The organism is Streptomyces sp. NBC_00249 (assembly GCF_026342355.1).
Taxonomy (GTDB): domain Bacteria; phylum Actinomycetota; class Actinomycetes; order Streptomycetales; family Streptomycetaceae; genus Streptomyces.
The window spans coordinates 156,823-170,793 of the sequence record NZ_JAPEMV010000006.1; the positions used below are offsets into that span (position 1 = coordinate 156,823).

General features: G+C 70.3%; 15 protein-coding genes and 1 pseudogene. 14 read left to right on the top strand and 2 right to left on the bottom strand.

What is annotated here, in order from left to right:
- Window positions 1-98: 98 nt before the first annotated feature.
- The 12 genes from OOK31_RS25580 to OOK31_RS25635 all read left to right on the top strand — a co-directional run bounded on the left by OOK31_RS25580 (window position 99) and on the right by OOK31_RS25635 (window position 11,920).
- On the top strand, window positions 99-2,717 hold the full coding sequence (locus tag OOK31_RS25580) for a hypothetical protein (RefSeq protein ID WP_267089691.1): 2,619 nt from the start codon (window positions 99-101) through the stop codon (window positions 2,715-2,717).
- A 9-nt stretch (window positions 2,718-2,726) separates the two neighbouring features.
- Entirely contained in the window at window positions 2,727-5,429 is a 2,703-nt protein-coding gene (locus OOK31_RS25585; RefSeq protein WP_267089692.1) for a hypothetical protein, read from the top strand.
- A gap of 15 nt (window positions 5,430-5,444) precedes the next feature.
- Window positions 5,445-5,924 carry a hypothetical protein gene (locus OOK31_RS25590; protein WP_267089693.1) on the top strand — a complete coding sequence of 160 codons (480 nt, stop codon included), beginning with the start codon at window positions 5,445-5,447 and terminating at the stop codon, window positions 5,922-5,924.
- Complete coding sequence (locus tag OOK31_RS25595) at window positions 5,924-6,187, top strand: hypothetical protein (protein WP_267089694.1); 264 nt, start codon at window positions 5,924-5,926, stop codon at window positions 6,185-6,187. Before OOK31_RS25590 ends, OOK31_RS25595 begins: the two co-directional genes overlap by 1 nt.
- A 68-nt stretch (window positions 6,188-6,255) precedes the next feature.
- Entirely contained in the window at window positions 6,256-7,149 is an 894-nt protein-coding gene (locus OOK31_RS25600) for a peptidoglycan-binding protein LysM (RefSeq protein WP_267089695.1), read from the top strand.
- Window positions 7,150-7,165: 16 nt separating this feature from the next.
- A complete protein-coding gene (locus OOK31_RS25605) occupies window positions 7,166-7,396 on the top strand; it encodes a holin (protein WP_267089696.1) in 231 nt (76 codons plus the stop codon).
- 20 nt (window positions 7,397-7,416) lie between these two features.
- Window positions 7,417-7,638, top strand: coding sequence for a hypothetical protein (locus OOK31_RS25610; RefSeq protein ID WP_267089697.1), 222 nt, complete (start codon window positions 7,417-7,419; stop codon window positions 7,636-7,638).
- Between the two features lie 9 nt (window positions 7,639-7,647).
- A complete protein-coding gene (locus OOK31_RS25615; RefSeq protein ID WP_267089698.1) occupies window positions 7,648-8,613 on the top strand; it encodes a hypothetical protein in 966 nt (321 codons plus the stop codon).
- Window positions 8,614-8,712: 99 nt separating this feature from the next.
- Window positions 8,713-9,897 (top strand): helix-turn-helix domain-containing protein, encoded by a 1,185-nt coding sequence (locus OOK31_RS25620; protein WP_267089699.1) that lies wholly within the window; start codon window positions 8,713-8,715, stop codon window positions 9,895-9,897.
- A gap of 108 nt (window positions 9,898-10,005) precedes the next feature.
- A complete protein-coding gene (locus tag OOK31_RS25625) occupies window positions 10,006-10,233 on the top strand; it encodes a hypothetical protein (RefSeq protein ID WP_267089700.1) in 228 nt (75 codons plus the stop codon).
- 440 nt (window positions 10,234-10,673) lie between these two features.
- The gene (locus OOK31_RS25630; protein ID WP_267089701.1) at window positions 10,674-11,579 is read left to right on the top strand and encodes a radical SAM protein; all 906 of its coding nucleotides are present in this window, start codon (window positions 10,674-10,676) and stop codon (window positions 11,577-11,579) included.
- Window positions 11,580-11,599: 20 nt separating this feature from the next.
- Complete coding sequence (locus OOK31_RS25635; RefSeq protein WP_267089702.1) at window positions 11,600-11,920, top strand: hypothetical protein; 321 nt, start codon at window positions 11,600-11,602, stop codon at window positions 11,918-11,920.
- A 158-nt stretch (window positions 11,921-12,078) separates the two neighbouring features.
- Here OOK31_RS25635 and OOK31_RS25640 read toward each other — a convergent pair whose 3' ends face one another.
- Window positions 12,079-12,315: a helix-turn-helix transcriptional regulator gene (locus tag OOK31_RS25640; RefSeq protein ID WP_267089703.1), complete on the bottom strand. Its 237-nt coding sequence runs from the start codon at window positions 12,313-12,315 to the stop codon at window positions 12,079-12,081.
- Between the two features lie 175 nt (window positions 12,316-12,490).
- Here OOK31_RS25640 and OOK31_RS25645 point away from each other — a divergent pair, with 175 nt between their 5' ends.
- Window positions 12,491-12,685: a hypothetical protein gene (locus OOK31_RS25645; protein WP_267089704.1), complete on the top strand. Its 195-nt coding sequence runs from the start codon at window positions 12,491-12,493 to the stop codon at window positions 12,683-12,685.
- A 356-nt stretch (window positions 12,686-13,041) separates the two neighbouring features.
- On the opposite strand, the pseudogene OOK31_RS25650 reads toward OOK31_RS25645, so the two are convergent.
- Window positions 13,042-13,224: pseudogene (locus tag OOK31_RS25650) on the bottom strand (LLM class flavin-dependent oxidoreductase); the annotation flags it as partial.
- A 50-nt stretch (window positions 13,225-13,274) separates the two neighbouring features.
- On the opposite strand from OOK31_RS25650, the gene OOK31_RS25655 reads away from it, so the two are divergent.
- On the top strand, window positions 13,275-13,943 hold the full coding sequence (locus tag OOK31_RS25655) for a PadR family transcriptional regulator (RefSeq protein WP_267089705.1): 669 nt from the start codon (window positions 13,275-13,277) through the stop codon (window positions 13,941-13,943).
- The last annotated feature ends 28 nt before the right edge of the window (window positions 13,944-13,971 follow it).

Genomic DNA, 13,971 nt, shown 5'->3' on the forward strand with positions numbered 1-13,971 from the left:
AGTCCGCGTTCATGCGGCTGGCGGGCGAGGAGCTGGCTGTCATCGACGACCCCGACGAGATTCGCGCCGCCCTTCGCGGCTGACCACGAGGGGGCGGCATGAGCGCGACGACGATCGGCGAGCTGGTCGGCTACATCCGGGCCGAGACCAGCGATTTCGAGCGCGGGCTTGCCACGTCACAGCTCCGGATGGAGGGCTTCCGCCTCGACACGGCCGGGCGCCTGCGGGACCTGCGCGGGCGTTTCGTAACATCGTCTGCCGTCATGGAGCGGGCCCTGACCGGGGTCGGCGACGAGATGGGCGAGGTCGCCACCCAGACGGTCATCTACTCCTCCGTCGTCGACCGGGAGTCGCGGACCATGGAAGCCCGGCTGCGGGCCGTGGAGCACCAGGCCCGCCGGATGGGCTCCGCGCTTGCCTCCCGCTTCGCCGCAGTGTCGGCGCGGCTGCGGGGAATGTCCGTGGACACGGACCGGCTGAAGACCGTCGGCGCCCACTTCGGGCGGATCGCCATGTCGGTCGGCGGGGTGGCCGCCAAGCTGGGCACGGCGGTCCCGCTGGCGGCCGGGCTGGTCTCCACGCTCGGCCAGGTCGCTCCGGCGGCCGGGGTCGCGGTGACGGGGATGTTCGCGATGGTCTTGGCCACGCAGACTCTGAAGCTGGGCATGAAGGGCGTCGGCGACGCCGTCAAGGCCGCGATGGACCCGTCCGACCCAGCCGCCTTCGAAGAGGCCATCAAGAATCTCGCGCCCTCCGCCCGCAGCTTCGCGCGCGAGGTGAAGACTCTCCAACCGCAGCTGAAGGCACTGCAACAGGGCGTCCAGGAACGCCTGTTCAAGGGCTTCGACGGCATCCTCCGCGAGATGGGCAAGAGCACCCTGCCGGTGCTGAGAAACGGCCTTTTCAACACCGCTGGGGCCTTGAATCTCATGGGCCGCAACATCGGCAACACCGCGATCGGCATGTCGAAGTCGGGTGTCCTCGGCCGGGCCATCTCCGGAGCCAACACGGGCCTCTACAACATGTCTCGGCTCCCCTCGCAGATCATGCTCGGCCTGACCCAGGTCGGCGCGGCGGCCGCCCCTGCTTTCGGCCGGCTGACGGCGGCGGCGGGCGCGGGCGCGGACAAGCTGTCGGACCGGATCTCGAAGGCCTTCGAGAACGGCGCGATGGAGAAGGCCATCGATCGGGCGATCAGCCTGATCGGGCAGCTCGGGAGCGTCGTCGGCAACGTCTTTTCGATCATCGGCTCGATCCTGTCCGCCGCCGAGGTGTCCGGTGGCGGCTTCATCGGTGCCCTCAAGGAGATCACGGGCGAGCTGAAGAAGGCTTTTGCGTCCCCGGCCGTGCAGTCCGGGCTGAAGGCGATCTTCCAGACGATGGCCACGCTGGCTCAAACCGTCGGCCCGCTCCTCGTGATGGCGCTCCAGGCCATCGCGCCCGTCTTCACCGCGCTCGGGCCACCCGTACAGCGCCTGATCCAGATGCTCGGCAAGGCCCTGGAGCCCGTCATCAAGGCCCTGGGCCCGGTGCTGGAAGCGATGGCCGTGGCGATCGGCGCCGTCATCGACGCCTTCTCGCCGCTGCTGCCGGTGATCGGGCAGCTGATCGCCGCGCTGCTGCCCGCGCTGACGCCGCTGCTGTCGCTGGTGACGGACATCTTCAAGCAGCTCGCGCCGGTCGTGCTTCAGCTGGCGCAGGTCCTCCTGTCCGCGCTCCAGCCCATCCTGGCGGCGCTCGCGCCCGCGCTGAAGCCGATCGTCGAAGCGCTCGGGAAGTTGGCGGAGGCGATTCTCCCGGTTGTCACCGCGCTGATGGAGGCACTCGCCCCGGTCATCGGCGACCTCGCGAAAATCCTCGCGGAGCTGCTGGTGGCGCTGGCGCCGGTGGTGACTCAGCTGATCATCATGATCGCCGACACCCTGACGAAGGCGCTGCCGGTGATCCTTCCGGTGATCGAGGTCATCGGAAAGCTGGCGAAGATCTTCACCGAAGAACTGGCTGTTGCTATCCGCGACGTGGTCGTGCCCGCGCTCCAGGCCCTTGTCAGCTTCCTCGAAGGCGACTTCAAGGGTGCCTGGGACCACTCGAAAATCTTCATCGCGAACGCCCTCACCCAGTGGATCCGGCTCCTGACCACACTCCCCGGGCGTGCCTGGCAGGCCCTGAGCCCCCTCGCCAACTCCCTGGCCATGCGCGCGGTCGAGGCTGGCGCCCGCCTGCACGAGGGCATCCGCACTCAGCTCGTCTTGGTGGTGCAGCGTGTGCAGGCCCTGCCCGGGCAGGCGCGCGCCGCACTCAGCGGCATCGGCAGCGCTCTGTGGGAGGCAGGATCCCGGCTGATCGGCGGCTTCATCGATGGCATCCGGTCCCGCTTTCAGCAGGTCAGGTCCACTCTCAGCCATCTGACCGGGATGCTGCCGGACTGGAAGGGCCCGGCCGCAGTCGACGCGAAGATCCTCACCCCCGCCGGACAGTCCCTCATCGAGGGCTTCCAGCGGGGCATCACCTCTGCCACCCCCGGGCTTCAGGCCCAGCTTGGAGGCCTCACCGGTGCCCTGCCGGGGATGGTCGGCGGCGCTGCGGGCGGCGGGATGGCCACCGGCGGGCCGGGGCGGCTCATCGTCGAGCTGGCCGGTCCGCAGGAGATGAAGTCCCTGATCCGCCGCATCGTCCAGGTCGACGGCCGCGGCTCCGTGCAGACCGCATTCGGATAGGAGAACCCCATGGTGGTGGTGCCCGATGCCCGTGTCGAGCTCAAGGCGGGCGGTACGTGGGTGGATGCCACCGACGACATGGTCGAGGCTGACGGGATCCGGTACAGCTGGGGCCGGCGGGCGGAGGGGTCTAGGACGGACCCCTCCGCCGCATCGCTGACGCTGCGGAACCCGGACGGCAAATACTCCAGCCGGAATCCCCTGTCGCCGTACTACGGGCAGCTCGGGCGCAACACCCCGATCCGGCTCACCCACGACGGCGCCGACGTGGCCCTGTACCTGCCCACCGGTACCGCCGGCCGGGCCGCGACCCCCGACCATGCGTCGCTGGACGTCACGGGTGACCTCGATCTGCGGGTCGAGGTGACCCCCAGCGCCTGGGGCGGGGTCACGACCTCGGGCGCGTGGGAGCTGGCCGGGAAGTACGGCCTGGCAGGCCAGCGGTCGTGGCTGTGGGACTTCACCGACCTCGGAAAGGTCCAATTTTTCTGGTCGGTGGACGGCACCGCCCTGGTGAACGACATCACCCCGAGCATCAGCCTGCCCGTCGGGTCCCGGGCGGCCCTGAGGGTCACCCTGGACGTCAACAACGGGGCGGGCGGGTACACGGTGACCCACTACACGGCCGCGTCGATCGCCGGGCCGTGGACGCAGTTTTCCCAGACCGTTACCACCAGCGGCACCACCAGTATTTTCAACTCAACGGCCTCCGTGGAGGTCGGCGACGTTGCCTGGGTGGGCTTCGCCGACAGGTCCCGGCGCTTCCACGCCTTCGAGATGCGCAACGGGATCGGCGGCTCTGTCGTCGCCAACCCGGTCTTCACCGCGCAGGCCAGCGGTACCACGAGCTTTACGGATGCCGCCGGCCGGACCTGGACGACCGCAGACGGCGGGGAGATCACCTCCCGCCGGATCCGGGCCGTCCTAGAGGCGTCCTCCTGGACGCCTGAGTGGGGGGCGAGCGGGCACGATGTCACCACGCCGGTGGAGGCGGCCGGGGTCCTACGGCGTCTCGGCCAGGGCGACAAGCCGCTGGCGTCCACGCTGCGGCGCAGGATCCCGGCCTACTCGCCCGTGGCCTACTGGCCGATGGAGGAGGGCCGGGACGCCACGCAGGCAGCTTCGCCCATTCCGGGCGTGCTGCCGCTGACGGTGTCGGGCTTCGAGTTCGCCGCGGATGACACCTGTCCCGGCTCGGTAGCCCTTCCGAAGATCAACGCGGCGGCGTCGGCGATGGCGCCCGTACCGGCGTACACGGCCACCGGCCAGTACCTGGTGTCCTACGTCTACCTTCAGCCGACCCTGCCGTCCGGCGACAACGTGATCCTGGACATGACGACCACCGGCAGCTCCGCCCGAATCACCATCTCCGTCGGCCCCGGCCTGATCAAACTGCGCGGCTACAGCAGCGCGGGCACCCTGGTCCTGTCCCACGACGGTTCCAGCACGGGCTGGGACGGACCCGTCTGGCACCGCTTCGACTTCAGCGCGACCGACGTCGGCGGCGGCAACGTCGAGTACCACATGGCGTGGATCATCGCGGGCTCCGGCGGTTTCCAGAGCAACACGACCGTGGCCGCGACGGTCGGCACTGTCACCGGGATCAGCACCGCCTTTGGAGCCGAACTTGCCGACATGCGCATCGGGCACCTGGTCGTGTTTCCCACCAGCACGACGACTGTCTTCAGCAGCGCTGACGGCGGGTACGCCGGGGAGCGGGCGGCGGCCCGCGTAGTGCGCCTTGCGGGCGAGGAGGGCGTCCGTGTGTCGGCCCTCACTGCGGGCGCCGACACCACCCTGATGGGGCCCCAGCGCCCTGACACCCTCCTCGATCTCCTCGACGAGTGCGAGGCCGCCGACGGCGGGATCCTCTACGAGGATCGGGAGGTAGCCGGGATCGCCTTCCGGGGCCGGACCTCCCTCTACAACCAGACCCCCAAGCTCACGATCCCGTACGGCCAGCTGGCACCGCCGCTGGCTCCGACGGACGACGACCGGCACATCCGCAACGACCGCACCATCACCCGCGCCGGCGGCTCGTCGGCGCGCGCGGTCCTCACCTCCGGGACCCTGTCCACGGCGGCCCCACCGAACGGGGTCGGCGTGTACGACGACTCCCAGACCCTCAACCTGAACACCGATGACCAGTGCGCCGACATCGCCGGGTGGCTGCTGCACCGCGGCACCTGGGATGAGGCCCGCTACCCGCAGGTGACGATCTACCTGCACAAGTACCCGGCCCTGATCCCGGCCGTCTCGGCGCTCCAGCCGGGCGATGTCGTCCGGATCACGGGCCTGCCGGTGTGGTTGCCGCCCGGCCCGCTCGACCTGATGGTTGAGGGCGCCACCGAAGTATTCAAACCGTTCGAGTGGGTAATCACACTCGCCTGCTCCCCGGCCGGCCTGTGGACTGTGGCGGTGGCCGACAGCGCAACCCTCGGCAGGGCGGACACGACCGGGTCGCAGCTCGCCTCAGGGGTTACGTCGACAGCCACGTCCCTCTCCGTGGCCACGGCGTCGGGTCCGCTGTGGAGCACGACCAGCCCGCCGTACGACGTCCAGGTCGGCGGCGAGGTGATGACGGTGACCGCGGTGTCCGGGGCCTCGTCGCCGCAGACGTTCACCGTGGTGCGCTCCGTCAACGGGATCGTGAAGGCCCAGAGTTCCGGAGCCGCCGTCGGCCTCGTCCAGCCCGCACGCGCCGCCCTGTAGGAAGGAGCATTGCCCATGCCCATTGCCGCTGGCCAGATCATCACGGCCGCGTATCTCGACCGGCTGGAGAACCCGCCGGTGGCAATCCTCCAACAGACCGTGGTGCAGTCCATTGCGAACGGCGTCTGGGGGGTGATCACGTTCGATACCGAGATTAAGGACACGTACGGCGGTCATTCGACGGTGACCAACACGAGCCGGTACACGGTCCAGCTTGCCGGGACGTACCGGGTGACCGGCCGGGCGGCTTTTGCCAACAACGCTACCGGCAGCCGCGGCGCCCGCATCCACAAGAACGGCGTCTTCATCCAGGGAGCGGCGAACCTCGCGGGCGCGGGCACCCTCGCCGGGATCTCCGAGGCCAGCCACCTGCTCGACCTGGCGGTCGGCGATTACGTCGAGGTCGCGGGTGGCCAGAACTCGGGCGGCAGCCTCTCCACCTCGTTCTCGGGCGAGGCCGCGTCGATGATGTATATCGAATGGATCCACTCATGATGACCTGCACCACGTGCGGGGCGGCGGCCGTGGTGCAGTGGCGCCGCCGCCTTCCCGGCAAGCCCGGCGCGGACGGCAACACAGAGCCGGTCGGCGCCTGCGCCTCCCACTCGCTCAATCCGGCGGCCGCGAGCCTCGTGCACGCAGCCACGTGCACCGGCACGAACAAGGGCGGCGCCTGCGACTGCACCCCCGAACCTGCCCCCGGCGACTCTTTCCCGGGCCCGGCCGAGCCGGAGCGACGTCTCCCGCCCGGCTGGTAGCCCGCCACCCACCTCGTACGCCCCGCGCCGCCGGCCGGGGCCATTTTCATGTTCTGGAGGTATCGCCCATGGGTGAAATCTGGATCCCCGAGGCCGTACGCCTCGGCGACGGCGAGATCGGTGGGCCGATGGACAGCCCCGATGCCGAGGCCCGCACCGTCTGGCACACCACCGAGACCGGCAACGGTGCGACCGCGTTCCGGGTCGTGGCCGAGGGCCTCATCGAGGACTCCAACGAGCCGCACATCCTCTACTGCCCCGTGACGGATGCCCTTGGGCAGTTCGGGCCCCTCAACGAGAGCGCCCGCGCTCTGCGCAACTCGGGCTCCCTGCGCACCAACCGGACCGGCGAGGTCTGCATCCAGGTTGAGATTCTTGCCCGCGCGGGCACCCCCTTCACTGGCTACTGGCGGCCGGGCCCGAACTTTCGGGCTCTGCTTCGCGCGATCCGGTCCTGGGGCGTGCCCGATGTCTGGCCCGCTGGCCGCCTCGCGCGCGCGGGCAACGACGACGTGTCGCGGAGCACCTCTACGTGGACGTCCGCCGGCGGGCACTACGGGCACTGCCAGATTCCTGGCAACGACCACTGGGACCCGGGCGCGATCGACACCGTGGCGCTGCTGGCGGCGGGCAGCGGCCAGCCGCCGACGCCCGGCCCCCTGAGCGTCTCCTTGTCCCGGCTGATCGCCGCGGCGAAGGCCGACCCGCCGAAGTCGGGCACGCCGGTGTCGTACGCAGGGACGAAGACGGTCGAGGCCGCGCTCGTCGCCGAGGGCCTCCTCGCGGCGTCCCTGGCAGACGGCCACTTCGGCACCGCCACCGTCAGCGCCTTCGCAAAGTGGCAGCGCCGCTACTCCGAGCGCCGCCACCTCGGCTGGACCTCCGCCGACTGCGACGGCATCCCCGGCAAGACCTCGCTCACGGCTCTGGGCGCCGCCCACAACTTCACCGTCACTGCCTGACCCCTGAGGAGACCTGATGATCACCGCTGCCTTCTGGAAGTCCACCGCCGAGCGCGCCGTGCGCACCTTCGCTCAGGCCGTCCTCGGCGCGGTCGGCGCCGACCAGCTCGGCATCCTCGACGTCGACTGGGGCCAGGCCGCATCCGTCGGTGGCCTCGCCTCCGTCCTCGCGGTGCTCACCGCGATCGCCACCTCCGGCGGAGCGGAGGGACCGGGCATCACCGAGACCGTGCGGGAGCCCAGGTGACCCCGGCTGAGTCACAGCACGTGGCCACCGAGATCGCCGAGCTGCGTCGTGCCGTTGACGTCGGCTTCGCCCGGGTCGACGGCTCCCTCGCCCTCCTGGTGCAGCGCGGCGACCAGACAGATAAGAAACTTGAGGACCACGAGGCCCGTCTCGACGCCGTGGAGCGGGCCCGCTGGCCGCTGCCGAGCCTCGCCGCGGTGACCGCCGTGGGCTCCCTCGTCTACACCCTCGTGGCCCGGTAGGGAGGCACCATGGCTCGGCGTACCGTCACCGGCAGGGTGGACGACCTTTTCACGGATGCGGCGGCGGCTGGCGTCGCCGTCACTCTGTCCGCGATGCCCCGCCGCTGGACCGACGAGGCAGGCGGCCGGGTGCTGGCCGCTCCGGATCATCCGGTGGTCGTGACCGCTGGCGCCTGGTCGGCGTCGCTGCTGCCGACCGACGAGCCCGGCATCGAACCTGCGACGGGCCGCTACTACCGGGTGACCGAGTCGGTCGCCGGTGTGCCGGTGCGGGTGCGGGTCTTCGAAGTCCCGACCGGCGTCGGGTCCGTCGGTATCGACACGCTCGTCGTGGCCGATCCGGGCTTGCCGGGATACGTGCGGGGGACGGCGGGCCCAAAGGGCGACACCGGGGACACCGGCCCCCAAGGCCCACAGCCGCCGCTCGGCGCAGCCGGGGCCGGGGCCGGGATCGCGCTGCGCTCGACGGACCCGACAACAACCGACGCCAGGACGCCGACCGCGCACGCAGCCTCGCACGCCGCCGCCGGGGCTGACGCGCTCACGCTCACCCAGGCGCAGGTCACCGGCCTGGCTGCTGCGCTGGCCGGTCTGCTGCCGCTCACCGGCGGCACCATGACCGGCACCGTCACCAACAACGCCGCCTCGGCCGCCACGACCGCGTACGGCGGCGGCGTCGTCGGCGACACCTTCGACCGATGGCGCATCCTCGCAAGTGGGGCCATTGAGTTGGGCCCCGGCAACGCGGCACGCGACACCAACCTGCGGCGCTCCGCGGCGAACGAGCTCACCACGGACGACGCGCTCATCGTCGCCCTGATGTTCCGCCACATGGGCAGCACGCTGGGCTTCTACGGGGCTGCCGCCGTGGCTAGGCCGAGCATCACCGGCAGCCGAGGCGGCAACTCGGCGCTCGGTTCGCTGATCAGTGCGCTGGCCGCCATCGGCCTCGTCACCGACACCACCACTGCCTGAAGATCCGATCTACCTTGCCCCCTCTCGCCTACGGGCGGGAGGGGGCGATTTTGTCGTGTACCGGTACCGTTCAGGTGTCGAGTCTGAACGGGAGCCAGTATGCACTCTCAACCGCACGACCACACCGGCGCACGCATGAAGCGCCTGCGCCTGGAACGCCACCTCACCCAGAAGGCTGTGTGCGACCTCGCCCAGGTCCCCTACAGCACGTACACCAAGACAGAGCAGGGCGTCATCCCCGCTTCACCGCACCTGATTGCCGCTGTCGCCCGCGCGCTCCGTGTCGACGTTGCCACGGTCACCGGCCAGCCCTACGCCACCGAACTCCGCGCGGATGAGCTCGACATCCTGATCCGGCCGATCCGCGAGGCCCTCGATGTCTACGACCTCGGCGCCGACCCGGATATCGTCCCCCGCGCGCACCAGCTTCTCACCGACGACGCGGAGGCTCTCCTCGTGGCGGTTCGGGCCGGGGAGATCAAGCAGACCGCCGGTCAGCTTCCCGGACTCATGCAGGAGGCCACCACAGCCGCGCACGCGGCGCCCAGCCGGGAAGGGTGGCTGCTGCTGGCCAGCCTGTACCGCACCTCGTACGACGTCGCCTCGAAGCTGGGCTACTACGACCTGGCGGCGCTGGCTCTGGCCCGCATGAACTGGGCGGCTGAGCGCGGCTCCGATGCCGTCTTCGGCGGCATGTACCGGTACATGAGGGCGCTCACGTACCTCCGGGACGGCGAGTACCGCACCGGGGAGCGCCTCGTCGGCCTCGGGCTGCGGACTCTCGCGCAGGCGGAGCCGTCCCGGGAGCGGGAGGTCGTAACTGGGCAGCTGCACCTCGGTGCTGCGGTGATGGCCGGCCGGTCAAAGAACGCCGACCGCGCCGAGGGGCACCTCAGCGAGGCGGAGCGGATCGCGGGCGACACCGGCGAGGCTGTCGAAACGCACTGGCTGGCGTTCGGCCCGACGAATGTGGCTGTGCACCGGGTGTCGGTGCTGGCGGAGCTGGACGAGTACGGGCAGGCCGCCCAGACGGGCCGCGGGGTGACGATCCCGGCGGACTGGCCGAAGTCCCGTAAGAGCCACCACTACGCGGAGCTGGCCCGCGCGCAGATGTGGACGGGCGACCTGGACGCCAGCTTCCAGAACCTGCTGAAGGCGCGCAAGGCGGCGCCGCAGCAGGCCCGGTATCACCAGACCGTCAGAGAGACGTACGCCGGGCTGGAGGCGGCCCGCCGTCAGCTACCGGACAGCTTCCTGTCGTACGGCTCCTGGCTGGGAGTCTGACACCACGTAAGGCCTTGGCCCCGACTATCAACAAGCCGTGATAGTTGGGGCCTTGTCGCGCTCCCACACTCGTCTCACCACCCGCTGACGACGGTAGGGAGCACCGCCATGGAAGTCCGCGAACACATGGGCGAGGCGTTCGACCACGAGGACCATCCCCTCCTGCACCAGCAGGTCCGCGACCCGCAGACGGGTCGCGTGGGTGAGCTGATGGCCGTGGTTCAAGAGACCCTCGGGTACACCAACGGCCAGAAGCGGCACTCGCTCACCGCGTACATCAAGGGCGCCGACAGCCGCGAGTTCACGGCGGCGGCGACGCTCCTGGAGCTGGCGTGACCACTGATCGGATCTGCTGCCGTTGTCAGCGGGCTCTCGGCAGCGAGTACGAAACGATCATCGTTCACTCGGCTTCCGGTGCCCGTCCGAATCAGTACAGGCACTGGAACAGCGGCGCCTGTCGGCCCATTCGGGCGGACGAGCGGTGAGCGAGCCCGCCCGGCAGGTGCTGTACGTCGCGATCGTGCTCGGCATGCTCGCCGTCATCGTCGTCGGCACCGCCCGCTGAACTTCCCCATCGCGCACATCCTGACGAAGAACGGAGGCCTGCCATGGGTCCCGAATGTCCCCGGTGCGGCGGCACCGACCCGTACTGCACCGCGTGCGGCGGGGCACAGCCCAGCCACCAGCCCGCCTGACCTCCCGCCCCGGCCGCGTATCTGCCAGGACCCACGACCGGAGCGGGTCACACCTCCCCACCTGAACGAGGAGGCACCACCATGAGTACCACCAACGCCGTCCAGACGCTGAAGTTCGCGTGGCTGGAGGTGACTGGCTTCTGTAACGAGCGCTGTGACCACTGCTACGCCGACTCCGGACCCGACCAAGGCCACGGCAGTATGACGGTCGCCAACTGGGTGTCCGTCATCGACCAGCTCGCCGACATGGGCGCCATGGACGTCCAGTACATCGGCGGGGAGCCCACCCTGTACCCGCACCTGCCCGAGCTGATCGCCCACGCGGCCGGCCGCGGGCTCGGTGTCGAGATCTTCTCGAACATGACCTACATCCGCCCCGAGGTCTGGGAAGCCATCACCGCGCACGGCGCCAAGCTCGCCACCTCGTACTACAGCGACGACGCCGCCGAGCACGACTCGATCACCCAGCTCCGGGGCGCCCACCGCAAAACCCGCGCCAACGTGCAGAAAGCTGTCGACCTCGGCATCCCGATCCGTGGCGGGGTCGTCTCGCTCCGGGAGGGTCAGCGGGCGATGGAGGCCATGACGGACCTCCAGTCGATCGGCGTGCAGCAGGTCGGCGGCGACCGCATCCGTGCCTTCGGCCGGGCCAGTGCGGGTGCCAGCCCGCAGATCAAGGACCTGTGTGGACACTGCGCTCACGAGAAGTGCGCGGTGGGCCCGGACGGCGCGGTGTGGCCGTGCGTCCTCGGCCGGTTCATCGATGTCGGCAACGTGCGGGAGGAGGCCCTCGCCGACATCTGGACCGGCGCCCGGCTCGCGCAGGCCCGCACCGACATCGCCGCCGTCCACGGCCCCGGCGCCGCCGCGTGCACACCGCCGCAGTTCCTGCCGATGTGCGGTCCCTGCGGGCCGTGCGTGCCTTCGGTGGGGCACTGCGACCCGCAGGAGGCCCCGCTCGGCACCGCTACGATCGCGACCACCTGACCCCACCTGGAGGACACTTCATGGACCCGCACGGCGAAACCCTGCTCAGCTGGCCGGCCCCGCCCGGGAGCGAGCGGACCGAGGAACAGTGGGCGGTCATCGCCGGGCAGGTCCGGCACGCCGCGAACAAGCTCGGCGCTCCCTTGCCCGCCTGCCTGCCGGGCGAACCCCGCGAGTGCGGGCGATCGGCGCAGCAGCACGCGTTGGCGTGGGCGGCCGAGGTGAAGGCCCGGTCGCACCACCTCATCGAGGTGTACGCGCCGTCGGCGGAGGCCGCCAGCTACGCCGCCGGGTCCCTGTACAAGGAGCGCCTGGCCGCCCTGCGGGTGCCCACCGCGTGAAAGCTAGCCCCGGCCGGCACACCCCCTCCGGCCGGGGCTACTCACGGACGGATTGACCCATGATTTTGGTGTCAGGTTGACCCCTGCGCCGGGCCGCCTTGATCCGTACGGTGTGTGCATGCCGAAGACGAAGGCCTTACGCGTCGCTTAGCGCGCCCTTAGTCGCGTACGAGGTGCGCGAGCGGTACGCCGAGGACGCGGGCGAGTCGCAGCCACACACCCAGTCGAGCGTCGCTCGTGGCGCCCTCGAGGCGAACCACTGTCTTCCGGTCGATCCCCGCCCGCTCGGCCAGCTCTTCTTGCGAGAGGCGAGCCGCTTCGCGGGCGTCGCGGAGGCGCGCTCCGATGATCCGGCGGCGGGTGAGTACCCAGGTGGGCGGCGGATCGGTAGACACCCGCTCCACGCTGTAGTGATCTTGTGGATTTGTCTGTACCTGGCCAGGTACACCTAACGATTCGATGTAGCGGCCAATCGCTTGACCGAAACTCATTGCGTCAGTGGCTCAAACCAGCCACGCTCCTGACAGAGCGCATCGACCGACGACCCCAGGGTGATACACAGTGCACGAATTGCCGGACTCTGAACAAACACCCCTCGCAGCCCAGCGGGTCCGGCGCGACACAGCCTCGCGCACCCTCGCAGCCTCCCGGATCGCCGACCTGGCGGCCCTCGACCCCGCCGCCGCCATCCTCATGATCGAGAGCCTGCGCAGCTCCCTCGACGACACCCTCCAGCTCCTGGGAGAACACATCGACCCCTGCTGACACAACGAGAAGGCCCCGGGGATTCCGCACCCCGGGGCCTTCGCCCGTTTCCAGCCACAATCACTAGGCGGCGCTGGACAGGCCGCCCCCACCCACTCCATCATCTTCATCCCGTAAGGGGCCTGCCGGCCGAACGAGGATGGCCCACAGAGCAGCCGCCAGGACTGCATCCGGCGGCGCCGCAGCAGCCTCACGATGGATTCGATCGATCACGTCATCCCCGAGGAGCGCGCGGCGTTCCTCCCGCGTCACACTCGGCCCCACGCTCGAACTGCCGGGCCCCGACTGTTCGGTCGGCGAGTAGACTTCCCCGACCAACCGCCGGGACCATCCCGGGATGCACCCATGCGCATTGAAAACACCTCGGGGGCGCTCATGTGCGCGTACCACTTCAGGGAGTGGTGCTCGACGGCCCAGATCCGGTCGAATCCCATGCGTTCGGCGAGGACCGCCTGCTCGACGCAGTCGCGGATGACCTGGTGTTCCCGTTCCGCGGTCGGATCTGCCAGCTGAGCTTCGAAGATGACGGAGAACTGCACTTATGCCTCCAGGGATGCGTCCCGTGCCCGGTCTCACTTCAATTCGAAATATGACTAGTAGTCAGACGGCGAAGAAGCAAGACCTCCCGCCGACCGCGTGGGCCGTGCTCGGCCTGCTGTCGTTCCCCGGCGAGCGCACCGGGTACGAACTGAAGAAGTGGGCGGACTCCTCCCTGCGCTTCTTCTACTGGTCGCCGGCGATCAGCCAGATCTACGCCGAACTGCGCAGGCTGGAGGAGCTCGGCTACGCCTCCTCCGCCCGCTCGGGGCCCGAGGAGGCCCGCGCCAAGCGCCGCTACGCCATCACCGACGCGGGCCGCGCGGCCCTCGCCTGCTGGGCCCGCGACACCGCCGAGGCCGGGCCGCCGGTGCTCAAGCACGGACTGCTGCTGCGGATCTGGCTCGGGCACCTCTCGGAGCCGGAGCGGCTGCGGGCGATGGTGGGCGACCACGTCGAGCGGACCCGGGGCGAGCTGGCCGCCGTACGGGAGGCCATGGAGCACGCGGCGGGGGTGCCGGAGTGGACCTTCCCCGCGCTGGCGCTGCGCTGGAGCGAGCGCCAGCACCTGGCGGAACTGGAGCTGGCCGGCGCCCTGCTGGCCGACCTCGCCGACGCCGAAGCCCAGAACGAGACCCCGGACGGAGCCCCGCGCGCGACCCCCGACGCGGCGCGGGCCGGCGGGCGTCAAGGCCCGGGGGACGCGCCCACGCCCGGGTGACGTGACAGGGCGGCCGCGGGCCGCCGGG